Raw genomic sequence first — 14,724 nt, forward strand, 5'->3', positions numbered from 1 at the left:
CATCACTCGCTAACGAAGGGCTCTCGTATTTAAGGTTTCACTATCTCTTATTTCGCTTCTGCTACTGCTTTTCCATCTGGAACGGGAACACCGAAATCAGGTGTGCCATCTTCCCGCCAATGAATCACTTGAGCACGGGCGTGACGGTTCGGATCATACAAGGGGTCACCCTCGATGTCTTTGTAATTACGCGCATGATAAATCATAATATCGGTCTTGCCATCCGGTGACACCGTAAAGCTGTTATGGCCCGGACCGTATTGGCCGTTCGCTTCACAAGTCTGGAACACCGGCTTTGGTGATTTTACCCAACTAGCCGGATCAAGCAAGTCGGCATTTTCATCTGCGGTGAGCAGACCCATACAATAGTTGTAATCGGTCGCGCTGGCTGAGTATCCAATAAACAATCGCCCATTTCGGTGCATCACGGCTGCTCCTTCATTAACCTTAAAGCCGATGATTTCCCAATCGTACTCTGGCGTTGAGATCATGACCTGTTCGCCGCGTAGCGTCCATGGGTTTTCCATTTCGGCAATGTACAGGTTCGAGTTACCCACAATATCAGGATCTTTCTGCGCCCAGACCAGATAGCGAATTCCCTTATGCTCAAAGGTCGTTGCATCCAGCGCAAATGATTCCCACCGGGTGTAAATCTGTCCTTTCTCTACCCACTCCCCTTCGAGTGGATTGGCAGAATCGTTCTCCAGAACATACATCCGATGATCGAACAGGCCTTCGTTGGTCTCACTGGTGTGAGCCGCAGCGTAATGTATGTACCATTTGCCATCGATAAAATGAATTTCCGGTGCCCAGATGTTGGCACTCATCGGCCCAGTATCACGCTTGGTCCAAGCCGTTACCGGCTCAGCATCTCTCAACGCTTCCAACGTCTCTGCTCGCCTGATCTCAATCCGATCAAAGGCTGGTACGGATGCGGAAAAGTAATAGTAACCGTCCGTATGACGGTACACCCACGGATCAGCGCGCTGCTCCAGGATGGGATTAGTAAAGGTAATGGAATCAGTCATGGGAATGCTCCCCTTTCAAATGTGTGTGGTGGCTCGGAGTTGAGATATGTAACCCAATTGCTAAAACAAACGAAAACCTTTTTGGGTGGTGCACAGCGGACGTTCGGGGGTGGTAGGGCCTTGGTGCTCTCTTGTCCTCCGATTTCTCTTTTCACCGCTCCTGGCGGTTGAAATCGGATGCCAAACTCGCTCCTGCGGCTCCTTCCTCCCCCTCACTGCTTGTGCACCCATCGGCGCAGTAGCTCGCTCTTTTCGCGCTCGCTGGATTACAACCTCACTCCGAGCCTTTTTGTTGGCTCGGTCTTATGGGGTTGACCGCTTCGCAGGGTCAACTCTCCCCATGTAATGCAGAGCTGGCCGCATAGCTATAGGCCAGCTTTGGGTGCACAGCGGACGTTCGGGGGTGGCAGGGCCTTGGCGCTCTCTTGTCCTCCGATTTCTTTTATCACCGCTCTAGGCGGTTGAAATCGGATGCCAAACTCGCTCCTGCGGCTCCTTCCTCCCCCCTCACTGCTTGTGCACCCTTAGAGCAGTAGCTCGCTCTTTTCGTGCTCGCTGGGTTACAGCCTCACTCCTCAGCTGCGCTGATCTGCTTGCCCCAGACCGCCACGCCATGGTCATCGAGGCCTGTCACTACGAGTGCCGGCTGACTTCGCTCCCAGTCCCAGGACGGGAGCAGCTTCAGCTCTTCCGTGGAAGCTCCGCCCCATGGGCTTTCTTTCCATTTTAGTGTCAATGTTTGTTTACCATCAAACGTCCAGGTTCCTGAACCGTTTTCGCTTTGAATTTTACCGTTGCCCGTTAGGGTATATGGCACGGCCTGAATTTGCCCGTCTACGGACGGGTCAAGCGCCATGCCTTCCCACTCCCCGGCAATCATGGACTTTGGAATGTCCTGTGCTTTCTCACCGGCGTAACGTTCGGGTGAAACCACAGGCCATCCGTCCTTGGTCCATAACATTTTGCGTACATGCAGATATGGCCAGTTTTTATCCGTCTCACCCCGCGCATGATGCACGATGTAATAATCGTCCCCGTCCTTCAGAACGGAGTTATGTCCGGGCGCAACCCAGCCCTCGCCTTCCGTGAAGCGATACCCCCCGAGAATTTTGGTGCCGATCTCATATTGCGGCAGATGCTCGGTATCCAGCATGTTCATGCCGTTTATGTCCGTATACGGTCCTGTGATTGAATCAGCACGCGCAACCCGCACGTTATAGTCCTCGAATAAGGAATCATAGGAGACGAACAGATAATACTTTTTGAACTCCGGGTTATACACAATGTAAGGACCTTCGACTGCACCTTCTTCGGTAGCACGATCCCGAGCGGCAATACGGGTACCATAACCCTCGTTCTTGAATTTCCCGGTGTCCGGATCGAGTGGCTCAATATAGATGCCATCAAAAAATGAACCGTATACCATCCATGAATTGCCCTCGGCATCTACGATGGGATTGGCATCAATGGCATTTAATTTGTCCTGTTCATTCGCAGAAGTTTTCACAACCAGTCCTTCATCAGTCCATGGACCTTCGGGAGATGAGGATGTCTGAAGACCAATGGCCGACTGGGTACTGCCAAAAGAAGAAGCCGAATAGTACATCCGATAGGTATCGCCAGCCTGGATCACATCCGGTGCCCAAAGATTGACTGCACCTGTCCAATCCAGCGCTTCTTGCGGAATACCTGGCAGAGCCTGACCTACCCATGTCCAGTTAATCAGATCATCTGATTTTCGTACCATGACACCGGGTTTCGCTTCTCCTGCTACACGAACGTCTGTGGAATAGACGTAGTAGCCCTGATCGGTTTTGATAATAGCTGGATCATGCGCATTGTTTACCGTCCAACGGGATTCATCATCCAGTATGGATGTGTCATACAGCTGAGTATCTTGAGGAGCTTCAGGAAAGACGGGACGGGACACCGTTTCTCCTGCTCCTTCTCCAGAACAACCCGTAGCTCCAACAATCAGCATCAGCAACATGGAAGCAACAACCCCTCTCTTCGAAAATGTCCACCGTCGGAATTTCTTCCGCTGATTCATCCCTTCACTCCCGAAATGGCAACCGATTCAATAATCTGCTTCTGGAAGATCAGGAAGATGATTAATACCGGCAACAGGGCTACAATGGACGCCGCCATAATAAGTGGGTAATCGGTTTGAATCGCATACGTCGCGTTGAAGTTCGCGATAACCAGCTGTAACGTCTGCTTCTCCGGTGAATTCAGATAGATAATCGGTGCCAGATAGTCATTCCAGATGCCCATGAACCAGAGAATCAGCTGTGCAGCAATCGCCGGTTTGATGAGTGGGAACGTAATACTGGAGTACAGACGGAAATAGGAACTTCCATCAATCTTGGCCGCCTCAATAATCGCATCAGGCACACTAAGCAGATATTGACGAAGGAAGAAGATCATGATTACGTTACCGAACAGGCCTGGAACGATCAGTGGCAACAAGGTATCCACCCAGCCCAGCTTCGCGAACATGATGAATTGCGGGATCATGACTGTCGGATAAGGAATCATCATGGATGCTAACAACGCGAGAAACAGCTTGTTTTTGTGCGGGAATCTTAATTTGGCAAAGGCAAAGGCAGCGATACTGGACGTAAACGTACCCACCACCGTCACACTCACCGCAACAATAAGGCTGTTTTTGATCCCGCTGAGCAGCGGACCAGCTTCCCAAATTTCTTTATACTTACCAAATTGGAATACTTCAGGTATCCACACAGGCGGAAGCGCGAACACATCTTGCTTCTCCTTCAATGAAGTGGACAGCATCCAGATCAGTGGTGCAATCATCGCAATCGCACCGATCGCGAGTACGATAAAGATGATCGAGTTCGTTAATTTCCTCTTTTGACTGTAAGACATCTCTGGTTCACTCCTTTCCTTGACAATCAATCCCCATCATAGGCTGATTTTTCGTTCATTTTGAATTGCACCAGGGTAATGACAAAAATGAAAATACCCAGAATCATGGCCATCGCTGAGGCATAACCCATCTGCAAGTTACTGAAGGCTTTCTGCCAAATGTAGAAGACGATTGATGCCGAAGAATATTCAGGACCACCCGTAGGCGTCATAATGTTCATCTCAGTGAAGATCTGGGAACCACCAATGATATTTGTAACAATGAGGAAAAAGGTAACTGGCTTCACCATAGGCCAAGTGATGTTGCGGAAGATCTGGAATCCATTGGCTCCATCCAGCTCAGCCGCTTCGTAGTATGTACGTGATACACTTTGCAGTGCCGCCAGGTACAATAACATCGTGTATCCGAGACCTTTCCATATCGTCATAATAATTAGAGCGGGTTTGACCGTGTCTTTATTCGCGAGCCAGTTTGGACCTTTAATCCCAAACAGGTCAAGGAACTGGTTCACCAGACCGTAATCCCCGTTGTACGCCCAGTTCCACATGATGGACACCGCAGCGAGGGAAGAAATAACCGGAATGTAATAGATCACACGGAATGTCGTTGTGCCGGGAATTTTACGATTCAGACCCATTGCCAGCAACAGCGCCAACAACAGACCAATCGGGATACCGAGCATCAGGAAGAATGTATTAAACATCGCTTTGTAAAAGAGGTCATCCGTGAGCAGATCCTTGAAGTTGGCCAAACCGATAAAATTCATCTGTCCCAGTCCATCCCAATCGGTAAAGGAACCATAGAGGGAATAGAGGAACGGGAACATGACAAAGATCAGCAACCCAAGAATCGGAGGCAAAATAAACAGATATCCGTACAGCATCTCTTTGCGATACAAACTCGATTTCGTAATCACAGCGTTCACCCCTGTTTCTAGTATCAGCATGTGGCATCCGTCGATTGAACCTTGTCGATCAACGAATGCCACATGCCCGTATGGAATCCAATAAGCTCCAATAAGAACGATGCCAGCAGCATGATTGCTGGCCGCCGGCATCGCCTTTTCCTATCTACTTATTCTGAGATTTCTTTTCCTGTTCAACCGCTTTGTCGAGCAGCTTCTGCATTTTCGGCTGCTGCTGCTTCACATAATCTGCGGCTGTAATCTTGCCATCCAATACCGGCTGGATGTCAGTGAAGAACAGGTCATACCATTCCGCATTGTACGTGTAGTTACCTGGCAGAGCCCGGCCGTAATCCTCTACGATGTCAATGAATTCTTGCTTGTTGGCTGGTTTCGTGGATGTATCTTTGGCCCACTCATCTGCCATATCAAGCAAGTTCGGGATTTGTACCTTGGCATCCACCAGTTGTTGCATGCCTTCCTTCGAAGCCGTAAGGTAGTTCACCAATGCTGCCGCTTCTTCCGGATATTTCGTTTTCGCCGATACCCCAATTCCCAGAGATCCGATCCACGTTGCCGATTTGCCAGTAGATCCCGCAGGGAAAGGTAACAAATCATAATCGAAAGGCAGTTTCTCAAATGTACTCATATCCCATGGACCTACAGGGAAGAAAGCCATTTCACCTTTCATCCAGCGTTGGTACGTATCCAATGTTTGCGCTTCCTCAATAGAAGGTGTGATTTTGTATACGTTTTGCATATCCGCGAAGAACTGCAATGCTTCAGCGAATTTCGGATCGTCAATCGTTACCTTTGTTTTGGTTTCATCCAGCCAGTCGCCACCGTTGCTCCATACAAAGGATTGCAGGGCCCACTGTACGTTGAATCCAGTACCGTATACATCCGGTTTACCATCTCCATTGGTATCCTTGGTCGCTTGCTGGTTCACCTTAATGAACTCTTCCCATGTATATGGTTTATCCGTGTCAGGGAATGGAATGCCCTCTTTTTCAAACAAAGTCTTGTTGTAGCCCAGTGCAAATGGCCCCAGATCTTTCGGCATACCGTAGATATCACCTTGGCCTGCCATTTGGCCGTCATAGCGATACAGATCCACGCCGTATTTCCAGATATTATCGAGATCGACATCCGGGTTATTTTCAATATACGATGTGAGGTTCATGAGCACATTGCTGTTCACATACGCTTTCACATCGCCCGGATTGATGTAGAATACGTCAGGCAAGCTGTTGCCTGTAATTGCCGCTCTCAGTTTGGTTGCATATTGATCCGCAGCCGTTACGATGATTTTGACTTTCACACCCGGATGATCTTCTTCGAATTTCTTGACCACCGCCTGGTAAGCTTTCTGCTCGTCTGTACCTCCGCGGAACATAAACGTTAACTCCTTGTCCCCACTCGCGCCGCTGCTACCTCCACAACCTGCAAGTACCAGCGCACTTACCAGCATAAGAAGCATAAATGTGACCCAATTCTTTTTCTTTACCATCTGAACCCCTCCTGATCTGGATTTGTAACCGTATTCAATTGGATGAAATAGGATTTCTGTTGTTAAATTTATCAAATCCAGATCACTTTAGTCAACACTTTTATAAAACATTTTATATTTATCTAAAATAAATTAATACATCGGCCAGCCATTCGCGTCCCAAAGCAAGTCATTAATCAGCAATTTCGGATTGCCATTATCCTCTGCATCATAGGCGTGTCGTGCAATGACATTGCCGTTGTACACGTCCTGACCACCTGGACCTTTCCATTTCACATTGCCTGTATCCAATATCGTTCCGCCGCCATTCAGCATGTTCACTCCGTTTTTATCCACATAAGGGCCTGTAATACTCGTCGAACGCCCATAGACCATTTTGTAGGTACTGTTTACCCCTTGGCAGCAAGAATCGATTGAAGCAAACAGGTAATAGTATCCACCACGATATACAACACTTGGTCCTTCAATAGCACCCCCGTTATTCGGACGCGAAGCAATGGAAGTTATGCTTCCTGTCGGTTTCATCGTGTTTTTGTCCAGCTTGACAATTTTCAGACCGCTCCAGAAAGAACCGAAGGCCAGCCATGGGTTGCCTGAAGCATCAATGACTAGATTCGGATCAATCGCATTATAATTATTGGCAGTCGTGGTCTGAAGCACCAATCCTTCGTCTTTCCACTGCCCTGCTCCAATGCTGTTGGCAGACGCAAGACCAATCGCAGACCGATTGGAGCCAAAGGTGGAGATCGAATAATAGAGCCATACTTTTCCGTTATACTGCTCTACGTCTGGTGCCCATACATCCAATCCACTTTGTCCGGGAACAGCAGAGGCCCACCAGAACGGTTTACTTAAAAAGATTTGTGGAACACGATACCAGGACGATCCATTATCCGATTTCAATACCTGGATGCCCGGGCCGGTTGAGAAGGTGTACCACGAGCTTCCCTCTTTGATAATTGATGGATCATGAACGGCGGTATCTCCGCTCAGATTCCAGAACGCTGCCAAAGCTTTTGACTGACCCGCCAGTAGTAATACCATCACAAGTAATGCCGGTAACGCCAACCGCTTCCACTTAAACCTCTTCACATTGCTCAACTTTTCCAAACCGAACTCCACCTTTCCGAATCAAATGGTTAATTAGGTTCATGAAGTAATGAATCAATTTAGGTATAATAGGATTATAAAAGCGGTTTCATGACATTTCAATGGTATATTTCAAACATATGTAAACTGATTAACACTTATTTTAACCGGAATAGTGAACAAAATATAGTTTATATTTTCATATTTGCGCTATGTACAGTGGTTTTGGCTTCCATTTCTCCGCCCTTCCCTTCCATGAAGGAATGATTTATAATTATCTGAAATAAAACATATAAATGTGCAAATGTCTGCAATGAAAAGAGACTTTGTTCAGAACGGGGAAAGGAATCCACCTATGATTTATATTAAAGATCTGATGTCGGGTGTGAATATCTTCAAAGCGCTCAGTTCGGAAATCCGGATTCAGATCATCGAGCTGCTGGCCAAGAACCAAAGTCTTAATCTCAATGATCTCGCAACTAAGCTGGGTCTCAGCAATGGCGCTATCACAATGCATATCAAAAAGCTCGAAGAGAGCGGATTGATTGAGATCAACACCGCTGTTGGTAAACATGGCATTCAGAAGATATGTTATCTCAATGAGGAAAAATTAATGGTTGATCTGCGTTCACAGGAGATTAACAATCGTTACGAGGTGGAAATTCAGGTCGGTCATTACAGCGATTATCAGGCTGCGCCTACATGTGGTCTCGCTACCCGGGACAGCATTGTTGGAGAGTTCGATGATCCGCGTTACTTTGCTGATCCACTGCGAATTGATGCGGAGATGATCTGGCTGGCTGAAGGTTATCTGGAGTATCGGATTCCCAACTATCTCAAGCCGAATCAGTCGTTTAGCGAAATTCAGTTGTCGATGGAACTGGGTTCAGAGGCCCCTGGCTTTTGCGACAATTATCCTTCGGATATTTATTTCTACATTAACGGTATTGAGATTGGCTGCTGGACGAGTCCGGGGGATTTTGGCAATACACGTGGTACCTTTAACCCAGAATGGTGGCCTCCCCATCTGAATCAGTACGGCATGCTGAAGCTGATCCGAATCACGCAGGAAGGTAGCTATATTGATGGATGTCGTATCTCGGACGTAACGCTGGACCAGATTGGTTTGGATTACAAAAGCGATATTCACTTCCGCATTGCTGTAACGGACGGACCTTTGAACAAACGCGGCTTAACAATCTTCGGCAAAAACTTTGGCAATTACGGACAGAATCTGCTTGCTCGCGTACTCTATAACGTGCAAGAGGAATAGAGCCCAACCTGACATAAAGCTTGAAATGGCAGTTCAACACAGGATTACCAAGATAACTGTTCAACACAACAATAATGTACCTTAGAAAGAGTGCGATTCAGCACTCTTTTTTTGTTGTTTCATCCTGACCATTCCCTTGTTCATTCCAGCTGGAACAAAACATAGTAGGTTATATAAATTATGTTGAACAGTTGTAGCCTTCCATCTTGTTTGCTATGTCGTGATATAATAATGGCCTGTAATGACAAAATGGAGTAACGGGCGGGGATACCTTTTGAAACTGGAGCGATTAATCTCAATCATATATAAACTGCTGAACCACGAAGTGTTGTCTGCTTCCACTCTGGCGGAAGAGTTTCAGGTGTCCCCAAGAACGATCTATCGGGATATTGATGTAATCTGCGCAGCTGGCTTTCCGGTTGTCTCCCATCAGGGACTTAAAGGCGGATATGGCATGATGGATGGATATAAAATGGATAAGAGCCTGCTCGGTTCTTATGATGTGAATGCCCTAATTACGGTCCTTAGCAGTCTATCCACCGTATTCGAAGACGCGCGTGCACAGGGAACCATTGAACGTCTACAGACGATTGGACCCGAGCATCAGAACCCAAGTCTATCGGTGGATCTGGAGACTCGTCGAACGGAACCCGACGCCCTTCCTCATCTCCGTACAGGGATTACGAAGCATCAAGTTGTGCGTTTTGACTACATCAATACGAAAAATGAACATATAACCCGCCATCTGGAACCAGTAAGACTTCATTTTAAATATCGTAATTGGTACGTTTATGGATTTTGCCAGACAAGGCAGGATTATCGGGAGTTTCGACTGTCCCGGATGATGAACGTGCACCTGACATCGGAACACTTTCAACCACATCTGGAGCTTCCTCAGGCGACTGTTGTGTCAGATCCATCATGGCAAGACCAGATCAGTGATGTTATATTTCGGGTGAAACCGGAAGCACTCGCGGAAGCTATGGATCATTTTCAACAAGCGGATAAGCAATTTCACGAGGATGGAAGTATGACGATGCGTATCCGGGTCCATCAGCCGTTACATGCCAAGTGGTTATGGTCGTTTCTACTTAGTTTGGGCAGTGGCGCCGAGGTGCTTGAACCGATTGAATTACGTGGCATTCTGAAAGAACAACTTCAAAACGCACTCAAGCTCTATGAAGAAGTATGACACGCTGTTGTCATACTTCTTTTTTTATAATCGTCTCAGTAAGTAACCCAATCCACCGCCAAATTAAAGGAGACGATTATTAATGAATCATCCGGAGCAGATGTATAACTACCACTCATGGGCCACTCAAACCATCTTGAGCAGAATCAAGGAACTGCCCGCTTCTGTACTGAGTCAGGAAGTGAATAGTTCGTTTGCAACCATCGCTCATGCCCTCAGCCATATCTATGCCGTGGATAAGATGTGGTACCTGGTGTTAACCGGCACAGGTATGCCCGAGGCGCTGCAAGCATGCATACCTCTCAATAGTGAGATACACGGTTCAATAGATGAGTACATCCAATGTTTTGCCGACTTGTCGGTACAATACAGGGAATGGCTCCAAGGTCAGACTGATCTGGAGAAAACTATTCTGCTCGATAACCCATTTGCCGGAGTACGCGAAACCAGCTTATCGGAAATGGTATTCCATCTGGTCAATCACGGGACCTACCATCGGGGCAATGTATCTACTATGCTGCGTCAATTGGGGCACGCCTCCATCATGAATGACTATTCTCTATTCTGGTATCAAGAACCGGCTCAAGTATAGACAACGATTCGATGGAAAATGTACATTGTATCCCCGTGACATCGAGGGAAGAATTGAGAAATTGGTTGCAAGAGCACGGAAAAGTCCAGAAATCTTGCTGGGTCATTGTGAGCATGAAACCAACTTCGGATACCCTGCTGTACTTGGACGTGGTTGAAGAGTCGTTATGTTTCGGATGGATCGATGGTGTCAAAAAGAAAATATCCGAAACCCAATTAGCACAGAGATTATCTCCCCGAAGCACACGAAGCTCTTGGACTGAATTGAACAAGGAACGTGTCCGTCGTCTTGAAAAGTTGGGCTTGATGCATGACGAAGGTAGGAAGGTTCTTCCTGTGATGGACCTGAATGCTTTCATTATCGATGGTGTGATCGAACAAAGGCTGAAAGAGGACCAACGGGTTTATACGAACTTCCTGTCCTTCCCTGCCCTGTATCAAAACGTTCGGATGGATACGATCCAAAGTGTGAAACAGCAGCCCGCATTATTCCAGAGTAGATTGGACAAATTCATAACCAACACGAAGGAAAATAAAATGTACGGTCAGTGGCATGATAACGGACGACTTTTGGACTATTAAAATGTCTCTGAGACAGTAAACAGGACCTCCCTATAAGGAGGCCCTGTTTTGGTTTTTTTATTCAGTCATGTATTAATGATTCTGCCTGTATGTTTTGGGAGACTTGCCATAGGCTTTCTTAAACTGGCGGGTGAAATAGTTACTGTCGTTAAACCCGCATTCATATGAAATTTCCGTAATGGACAGGTTCCCGTTTTTCAACAAATGACATGCCTTCTCCAGACGCAACTTCTGCAGATAAGAGATCGGAGTCATCTGATAATAGGATCGAAAAATCCGATTCAGATGCCTTATCGAGATATTCGACTTCCCCGCAATGTCCTCCAGCGACAATGGCTCCAGATAATGATCTTCAATATATGAAATGGCATTCGCCAGATGCATCAGATTATTGCCCTCAATGCCCTTTTCCTGCGTATCATATTGCCTCGACAAATATACAACCATCTCCGTAAGACGTGAGATCAGCATCGTCTGATAGCCTTGCTGTTTACTGTGATACTCCTCAATCATGAACGATATCAGCGATTCGACATACTCCAGACTGGAAATGGATAACGCCAGTTTACTCGGAAATGAGTGGGTATTACGATAGAACGGTTCCAAAACAAACAGTGCCTGGAAGCCATTGGATTTCCTGAGATCAGGCCCAGCCGAAGCAAGCATCTCTGGACTGAACATCACGTTACAGATCCTAAAATCATGAGGATCTTTGTACGCATGATGGGTGTCCCCATTGATCACAAACACGTTTCCTTTTTTAATAAAAAATTCTTCGGTGTTCACCACATGGGTTGCATGACCATTCAGGACAATCACAAGTTCCGTAAAATCCATATGATTATGGAGCTCCATGTCCTCGACATGTCCACCGTACTGAATAAAAAACGGAAATTGTTGATGATCTGAAGTAAACCATCTCAAATATGCATTACTCAAAAGTATTCCCCCTCCGCAAACATAGTTGGGTTGAATGTCTATATCATGCTATTCCAGGACCGAAAAATCAAGGTTCCATATACTAAAAAGCGTTATAATTCGCCTTGTAGCAGGGATTTTCAATGTGTCCAGATTCGTACTAAACTCTCACAATGAATAGGAGTATAACATGATGAAATATACCAATCCGGTGATTCCGGGTTTTTATCCAGATCCAAGTATCTGCCGTGTAGATGAAGACTTTTATCTGGTGACTAGTACCTTTGAATATTTCCCGGGTGTACCCCTCTTCCACAGTAAAGACCTTGTGAACTGGCGTCAGATCGGTCATATCCTTACTACCCCAGAACAACTTCCTCTAGCGAATGCAGGCAGCTCTGGCGGTATTTATGCTCCAACACTCAGGTATCATGATGGCTGGTTCAATATGACAACAACCAATGTAAGCGGCGGCGGAAATCTATATGTACGCAGCTCCCAACCCGAAGGGCCATGGTCTACTCCCATCTTTGTCGATCAAGATGGTATAGATCCCTCTTTTCTATTTGATGAAGATGGTCGTGTGTATTTTCAAACGGCCTGTAATGGGGATGAAGGCGAGGGCATCTATCAGTGCGAGATAGACATCACAACCGGAGCCAGACTAACCAATAGCCGATTGATCTGGACCGGAACCGGAGGAGCAGCCCCCGAAGCTCCCCACCTGTACAAAATAAATGACTTCTACTATTTGATGATCGCCGAAGGTGGAACCGAGTATGGTCACATGGAGACCGTTGCTCGAAGCACAGATCCATACGGACCATTTGAACCGTGTCCTCATAATCCCATTCTGTCCAATCGAAGCATGAAATCCAGTATCCATGCAACGGGTCATGCAGACCTTGTCCAGATCCAGGATGGAAGCTGGTGGGCCGTATGTCTGGGCCTTCGTCCAGCAGGTTACCCCATGCGACACCATCTGGGACGCGAGACCTTCCTGGCCCCTGTCACGTGGACAGAAGACGGTTGGCCGATAATCGGTGTGGACGGACATATTGAGCCGGAGATGACCGGACCTTCGTTGCCTGAGCACCCTTGGTCACCTCAGGCTATACGGGATCATTTTGACGAACCAACATTGAACATGAACTGGATCTTCTTGCGGAACCCGGCTCCGGATAGTTGGACGCTCACAGAAAATCCCGGGCAACTCATCCTGCGGGGTCATTCAGTTTCGCTCGATGATGGACAAAATCCAGCCTTTGTCGGGCGTCGCTTGAGCCATTTCTTATGCAACATGGCTGCCGAGCTGCATTATGAGCCAGGTGCGAGCGGCGGTGAAGCCGGATTAACTGTATTTATGAATAATAAATATCATTATGACTTGGCTGTAACACAGATCGACGGCCAGAAGAAAATCATCCTACGACGAACTGTCGGCTCTCTACGAACTGAACAGATGCTTGACTGTGAGCAGGGTCCCATTGTTTTACAGATCAAGGTCGACCGGAATCACTTTACGTTCCTCTACCAGCAAGGCTCATCCGATGCCATCGAAGTAGGTTCGGGTGAAACCCATCTGTTGTCTACCGAAGTGGCAAGTGGCTTCACAGGTGTGATTATAGCCATGTATGCCTACGATCCATCGGGGGAACGCACACCTGCAAGTTTTGATTGGTTTGACTATACACCGTTGGAAGAATAACCCTCAGCAACGGAAAACCCACCCTCCATGTACGCATGAAGGGTGGGTTTTTAAGTTAAGCTATATTCTGTTCAGAAGAATAGATTACTTGCCAGAAGGCTGAGCTTCTGCCGTATAGCCTGTTGGGATATCCGCTTCTGCAGTCACATTCGTGATGACCATCGGATACATCATGTCCGGATCAGGTTGAATAATGGAATAGAGTACGATGGCACGTCCATCCTTCTCCAATTTCACATCATCAATCTTCAGTCCATAACCAGGGTGAGGCATTTCAGCACTGAGTTTAACTTTGGTTGTTTTGTCATCAACCTTCGTCGTTGTCACTTCAGGTACAATCGCTTGCTGGCCTTCACCTGGATTGGTTGGAGCTGGCTCTGCTGAGCCGCCGTTGCCGTGTTTATCCACAAATTCAAGTGCATTGAAGATCATGCTTGCAGCCTCCATACGGGTAAGCGACTGATCTGGACGGAAGTTACCGTCCTTATCCAGTTCAATGATGTTCATGTTCAGCAAGTTCTGGACTGCAGATATGGCGTCCTTACCGATTTTATTTTCGTCCTTAACAAGATTATACTTCATGATGACCGGATAAGTCCCAGTTGTGTTGATACCTTCATGAAGCAAAACAACAAATTGCTCGCGTGTCATCTTGCCTTGGGGATTCAATTCTACCGGAATGGACAATCCATTTTGCGTAGCCGCTTGAACAGCATCAGCATACCACGTGTCTGGACTAATTTTATCCTGAGCGGAAGATGCAGCGTATGCATTTTTCAGACCAAATGCATTCACAATCAGTTGAACACCCTGAGGCTCGGACAATGCAAGATCTGGACGGAACAGATCCGCCGTTACTCCGTTAACAATGCCTTTTGATTTCAAAGAATCCACAACCGACTTCTGTCCTTCATCCTTCACATCTGAAAAAGCGAGTACCGATGCACCTCCTGCTGTCAAAGAAACGCAGAGCGCAAGTGTTGCAGCCAATCCTTTTTTATGTTTCATTTCCTGGCACCTCCATATGATTAGTAAAGCC

The 14,724-nt window shown here is 47.0% G+C and carries 13 protein-coding genes; 5 read left to right on the forward strand and 8 right to left on the reverse strand.

Annotated elements, in window-relative coordinates:
- Positions 1-47: 47 nt before the first annotated feature.
- The 6 genes from HF638_RS11070 to abnA form a co-directional block, all read right to left on the reverse strand.
- A complete protein-coding gene (locus HF638_RS11070) occupies positions 48-1,028 on the reverse strand; it encodes a glycoside hydrolase family 43 protein (protein WP_169480247.1) in 981 nt (326 codons plus the stop codon).
- Positions 1,029-1,596: 568 nt separating this feature from the next.
- Positions 1,597-3,018 (reverse strand): arabinan endo-1,5-alpha-L-arabinosidase, encoded by a 1,422-nt coding sequence (locus tag HF638_RS11075; protein ID WP_169480420.1) that lies wholly within the window; start codon positions 3,016-3,018, stop codon positions 1,597-1,599.
- Between the two features lie 56 nt (positions 3,019-3,074).
- Complete coding sequence (locus HF638_RS11080; RefSeq protein ID WP_036611483.1) at positions 3,075-3,917, reverse strand: carbohydrate ABC transporter permease; 843 nt, start codon at positions 3,915-3,917, stop codon at positions 3,075-3,077.
- A 26-nt stretch (positions 3,918-3,943) separates the two neighbouring features.
- Complete coding sequence (locus tag HF638_RS11085; protein ID WP_062835910.1) at positions 3,944-4,834, reverse strand: carbohydrate ABC transporter permease; 891 nt, start codon at positions 4,832-4,834, stop codon at positions 3,944-3,946.
- Between the two features lie 154 nt (positions 4,835-4,988).
- Entirely contained in the window at positions 4,989-6,332 is a 1,344-nt protein-coding gene (locus HF638_RS11090) for an ABC transporter substrate-binding protein (protein ID WP_145146366.1), read from the reverse strand.
- 132 nt (positions 6,333-6,464) lie between these two features.
- On the reverse strand, positions 6,465-7,376 hold the full coding sequence (gene abnA / locus HF638_RS11095) for an arabinan endo-1,5-alpha-L-arabinosidase AbnA (RefSeq protein ID WP_211175610.1): 912 nt from the start codon (positions 7,374-7,376) through the stop codon (positions 6,465-6,467).
- A 400-nt stretch (positions 7,377-7,776) separates the two neighbouring features.
- Here abnA and HF638_RS11100 point away from each other — a divergent pair, with 400 nt between their 5' ends.
- From HF638_RS11100 to HF638_RS11115, 4 genes are all read left to right on the forward strand, one after another.
- The gene (locus HF638_RS11100; RefSeq protein WP_062832986.1) at positions 7,777-8,694 is read left to right on the forward strand and encodes an ArsR/SmtB family transcription factor; all 918 of its coding nucleotides are present in this window, start codon (positions 7,777-7,779) and stop codon (positions 8,692-8,694) included.
- 274 nt (positions 8,695-8,968) lie between these two features.
- Positions 8,969-9,886 (forward strand): helix-turn-helix transcriptional regulator, encoded by a 918-nt coding sequence (locus HF638_RS11105; RefSeq protein WP_169480249.1) that lies wholly within the window; start codon positions 8,969-8,971, stop codon positions 9,884-9,886.
- An 82-nt stretch (positions 9,887-9,968) separates the two neighbouring features.
- Positions 9,969-10,478, forward strand: a complete 510-nt coding sequence (locus HF638_RS11110) for a DinB family protein (protein WP_169480250.1) — start codon at positions 9,969-9,971, stop codon at positions 10,476-10,478.
- Between the two features lie 11 nt (positions 10,479-10,489).
- Positions 10,490-11,059 (forward strand): YdeI/OmpD-associated family protein, encoded by a 570-nt coding sequence (locus tag HF638_RS11115; protein ID WP_169480251.1) that lies wholly within the window; start codon positions 10,490-10,492, stop codon positions 11,057-11,059.
- Between the two features lie 72 nt (positions 11,060-11,131).
- Here HF638_RS11115 and HF638_RS11120 read toward each other — a convergent pair whose 3' ends face one another.
- Positions 11,132-11,998, reverse strand: a complete 867-nt coding sequence (locus tag HF638_RS11120; RefSeq protein ID WP_169480252.1) for a helix-turn-helix domain-containing protein — start codon at positions 11,996-11,998, stop codon at positions 11,132-11,134.
- Between the two features lie 172 nt (positions 11,999-12,170).
- Here HF638_RS11120 and HF638_RS11125 point away from each other — a divergent pair, with 172 nt between their 5' ends.
- The gene (locus HF638_RS11125; protein WP_169480421.1) at positions 12,171-13,685 is read left to right on the forward strand and encodes a glycoside hydrolase family 43 protein; all 1,515 of its coding nucleotides are present in this window, start codon (positions 12,171-12,173) and stop codon (positions 13,683-13,685) included.
- An 84-nt stretch (positions 13,686-13,769) separates the two neighbouring features.
- On the opposite strand, the gene HF638_RS11130 is transcribed toward HF638_RS11125, so the two are convergent.
- Positions 13,770-14,693 (reverse strand): S-layer homology domain-containing protein, encoded by a 924-nt coding sequence (locus HF638_RS11130; protein WP_169480253.1) that lies wholly within the window; start codon positions 14,691-14,693, stop codon positions 13,770-13,772.
- Positions 14,694-14,724 lie beyond the last annotated feature (31 nt).

Origin of the sequence: Paenibacillus sp. SZ31, assembly GCF_012912005.1 — a bacterium.
Lineage (GTDB): Bacteria > Bacillota > Bacilli > Paenibacillales > Paenibacillaceae > Paenibacillus.

Bases quoted from the DNA above. Each gene is read 5' to 3' on its own strand.
- HF638_RS11070 (WP_169480247.1), bottom strand. From the start codon at position 1,028: ATGACTGATTCCATTACCTTTACTAATCCCATCCTGGAGCAGCGCGCT.
- HF638_RS11075 (WP_169480420.1), bottom strand. From the start codon at position 3,018: ATGTTGCTGATGCTGATTGTTGGAGCTACGGGTTGTTCTGGAGAAGGA.
- HF638_RS11080 (WP_036611483.1), bottom strand. From the start codon at position 3,917: ATGTCTTACAGTCAAAAGAGGAAATTAACGAACTCGATCATCTTTATC.
- HF638_RS11090 (WP_145146366.1), bottom strand. From the start codon at position 6,332: ATGGTAAAGAAAAAGAATTGGGTCACATTTATGCTTCTTATGCTGGTA.
- abnA (WP_211175610.1), bottom strand. From the start codon at position 7,376: ATGGTATTACTACTGGCGGGTCAGTCAAAAGCTTTGGCAGCGTTCTGG.
- HF638_RS11100 (WP_062832986.1), top strand. From the start codon at position 7,777: ATGATTTATATTAAAGATCTGATGTCGGGTGTGAATATCTTCAAAGCG.
- HF638_RS11110 (WP_169480250.1), top strand. From the start codon at position 9,969: ATGAATCATCCGGAGCAGATGTATAACTACCACTCATGGGCCACTCAA.
- HF638_RS11115 (WP_169480251.1), top strand. From the start codon at position 10,490: ATGGAAAATGTACATTGTATCCCCGTGACATCGAGGGAAGAATTGAGA.
- HF638_RS11125 (WP_169480421.1), top strand. From the start codon at position 12,171: ATGAAATATACCAATCCGGTGATTCCGGGTTTTTATCCAGATCCAAGT.
- HF638_RS11130 (WP_169480253.1), bottom strand. From the start codon at position 14,693: ATGAAACATAAAAAAGGATTGGCTGCAACACTTGCGCTCTGCGTTTCT.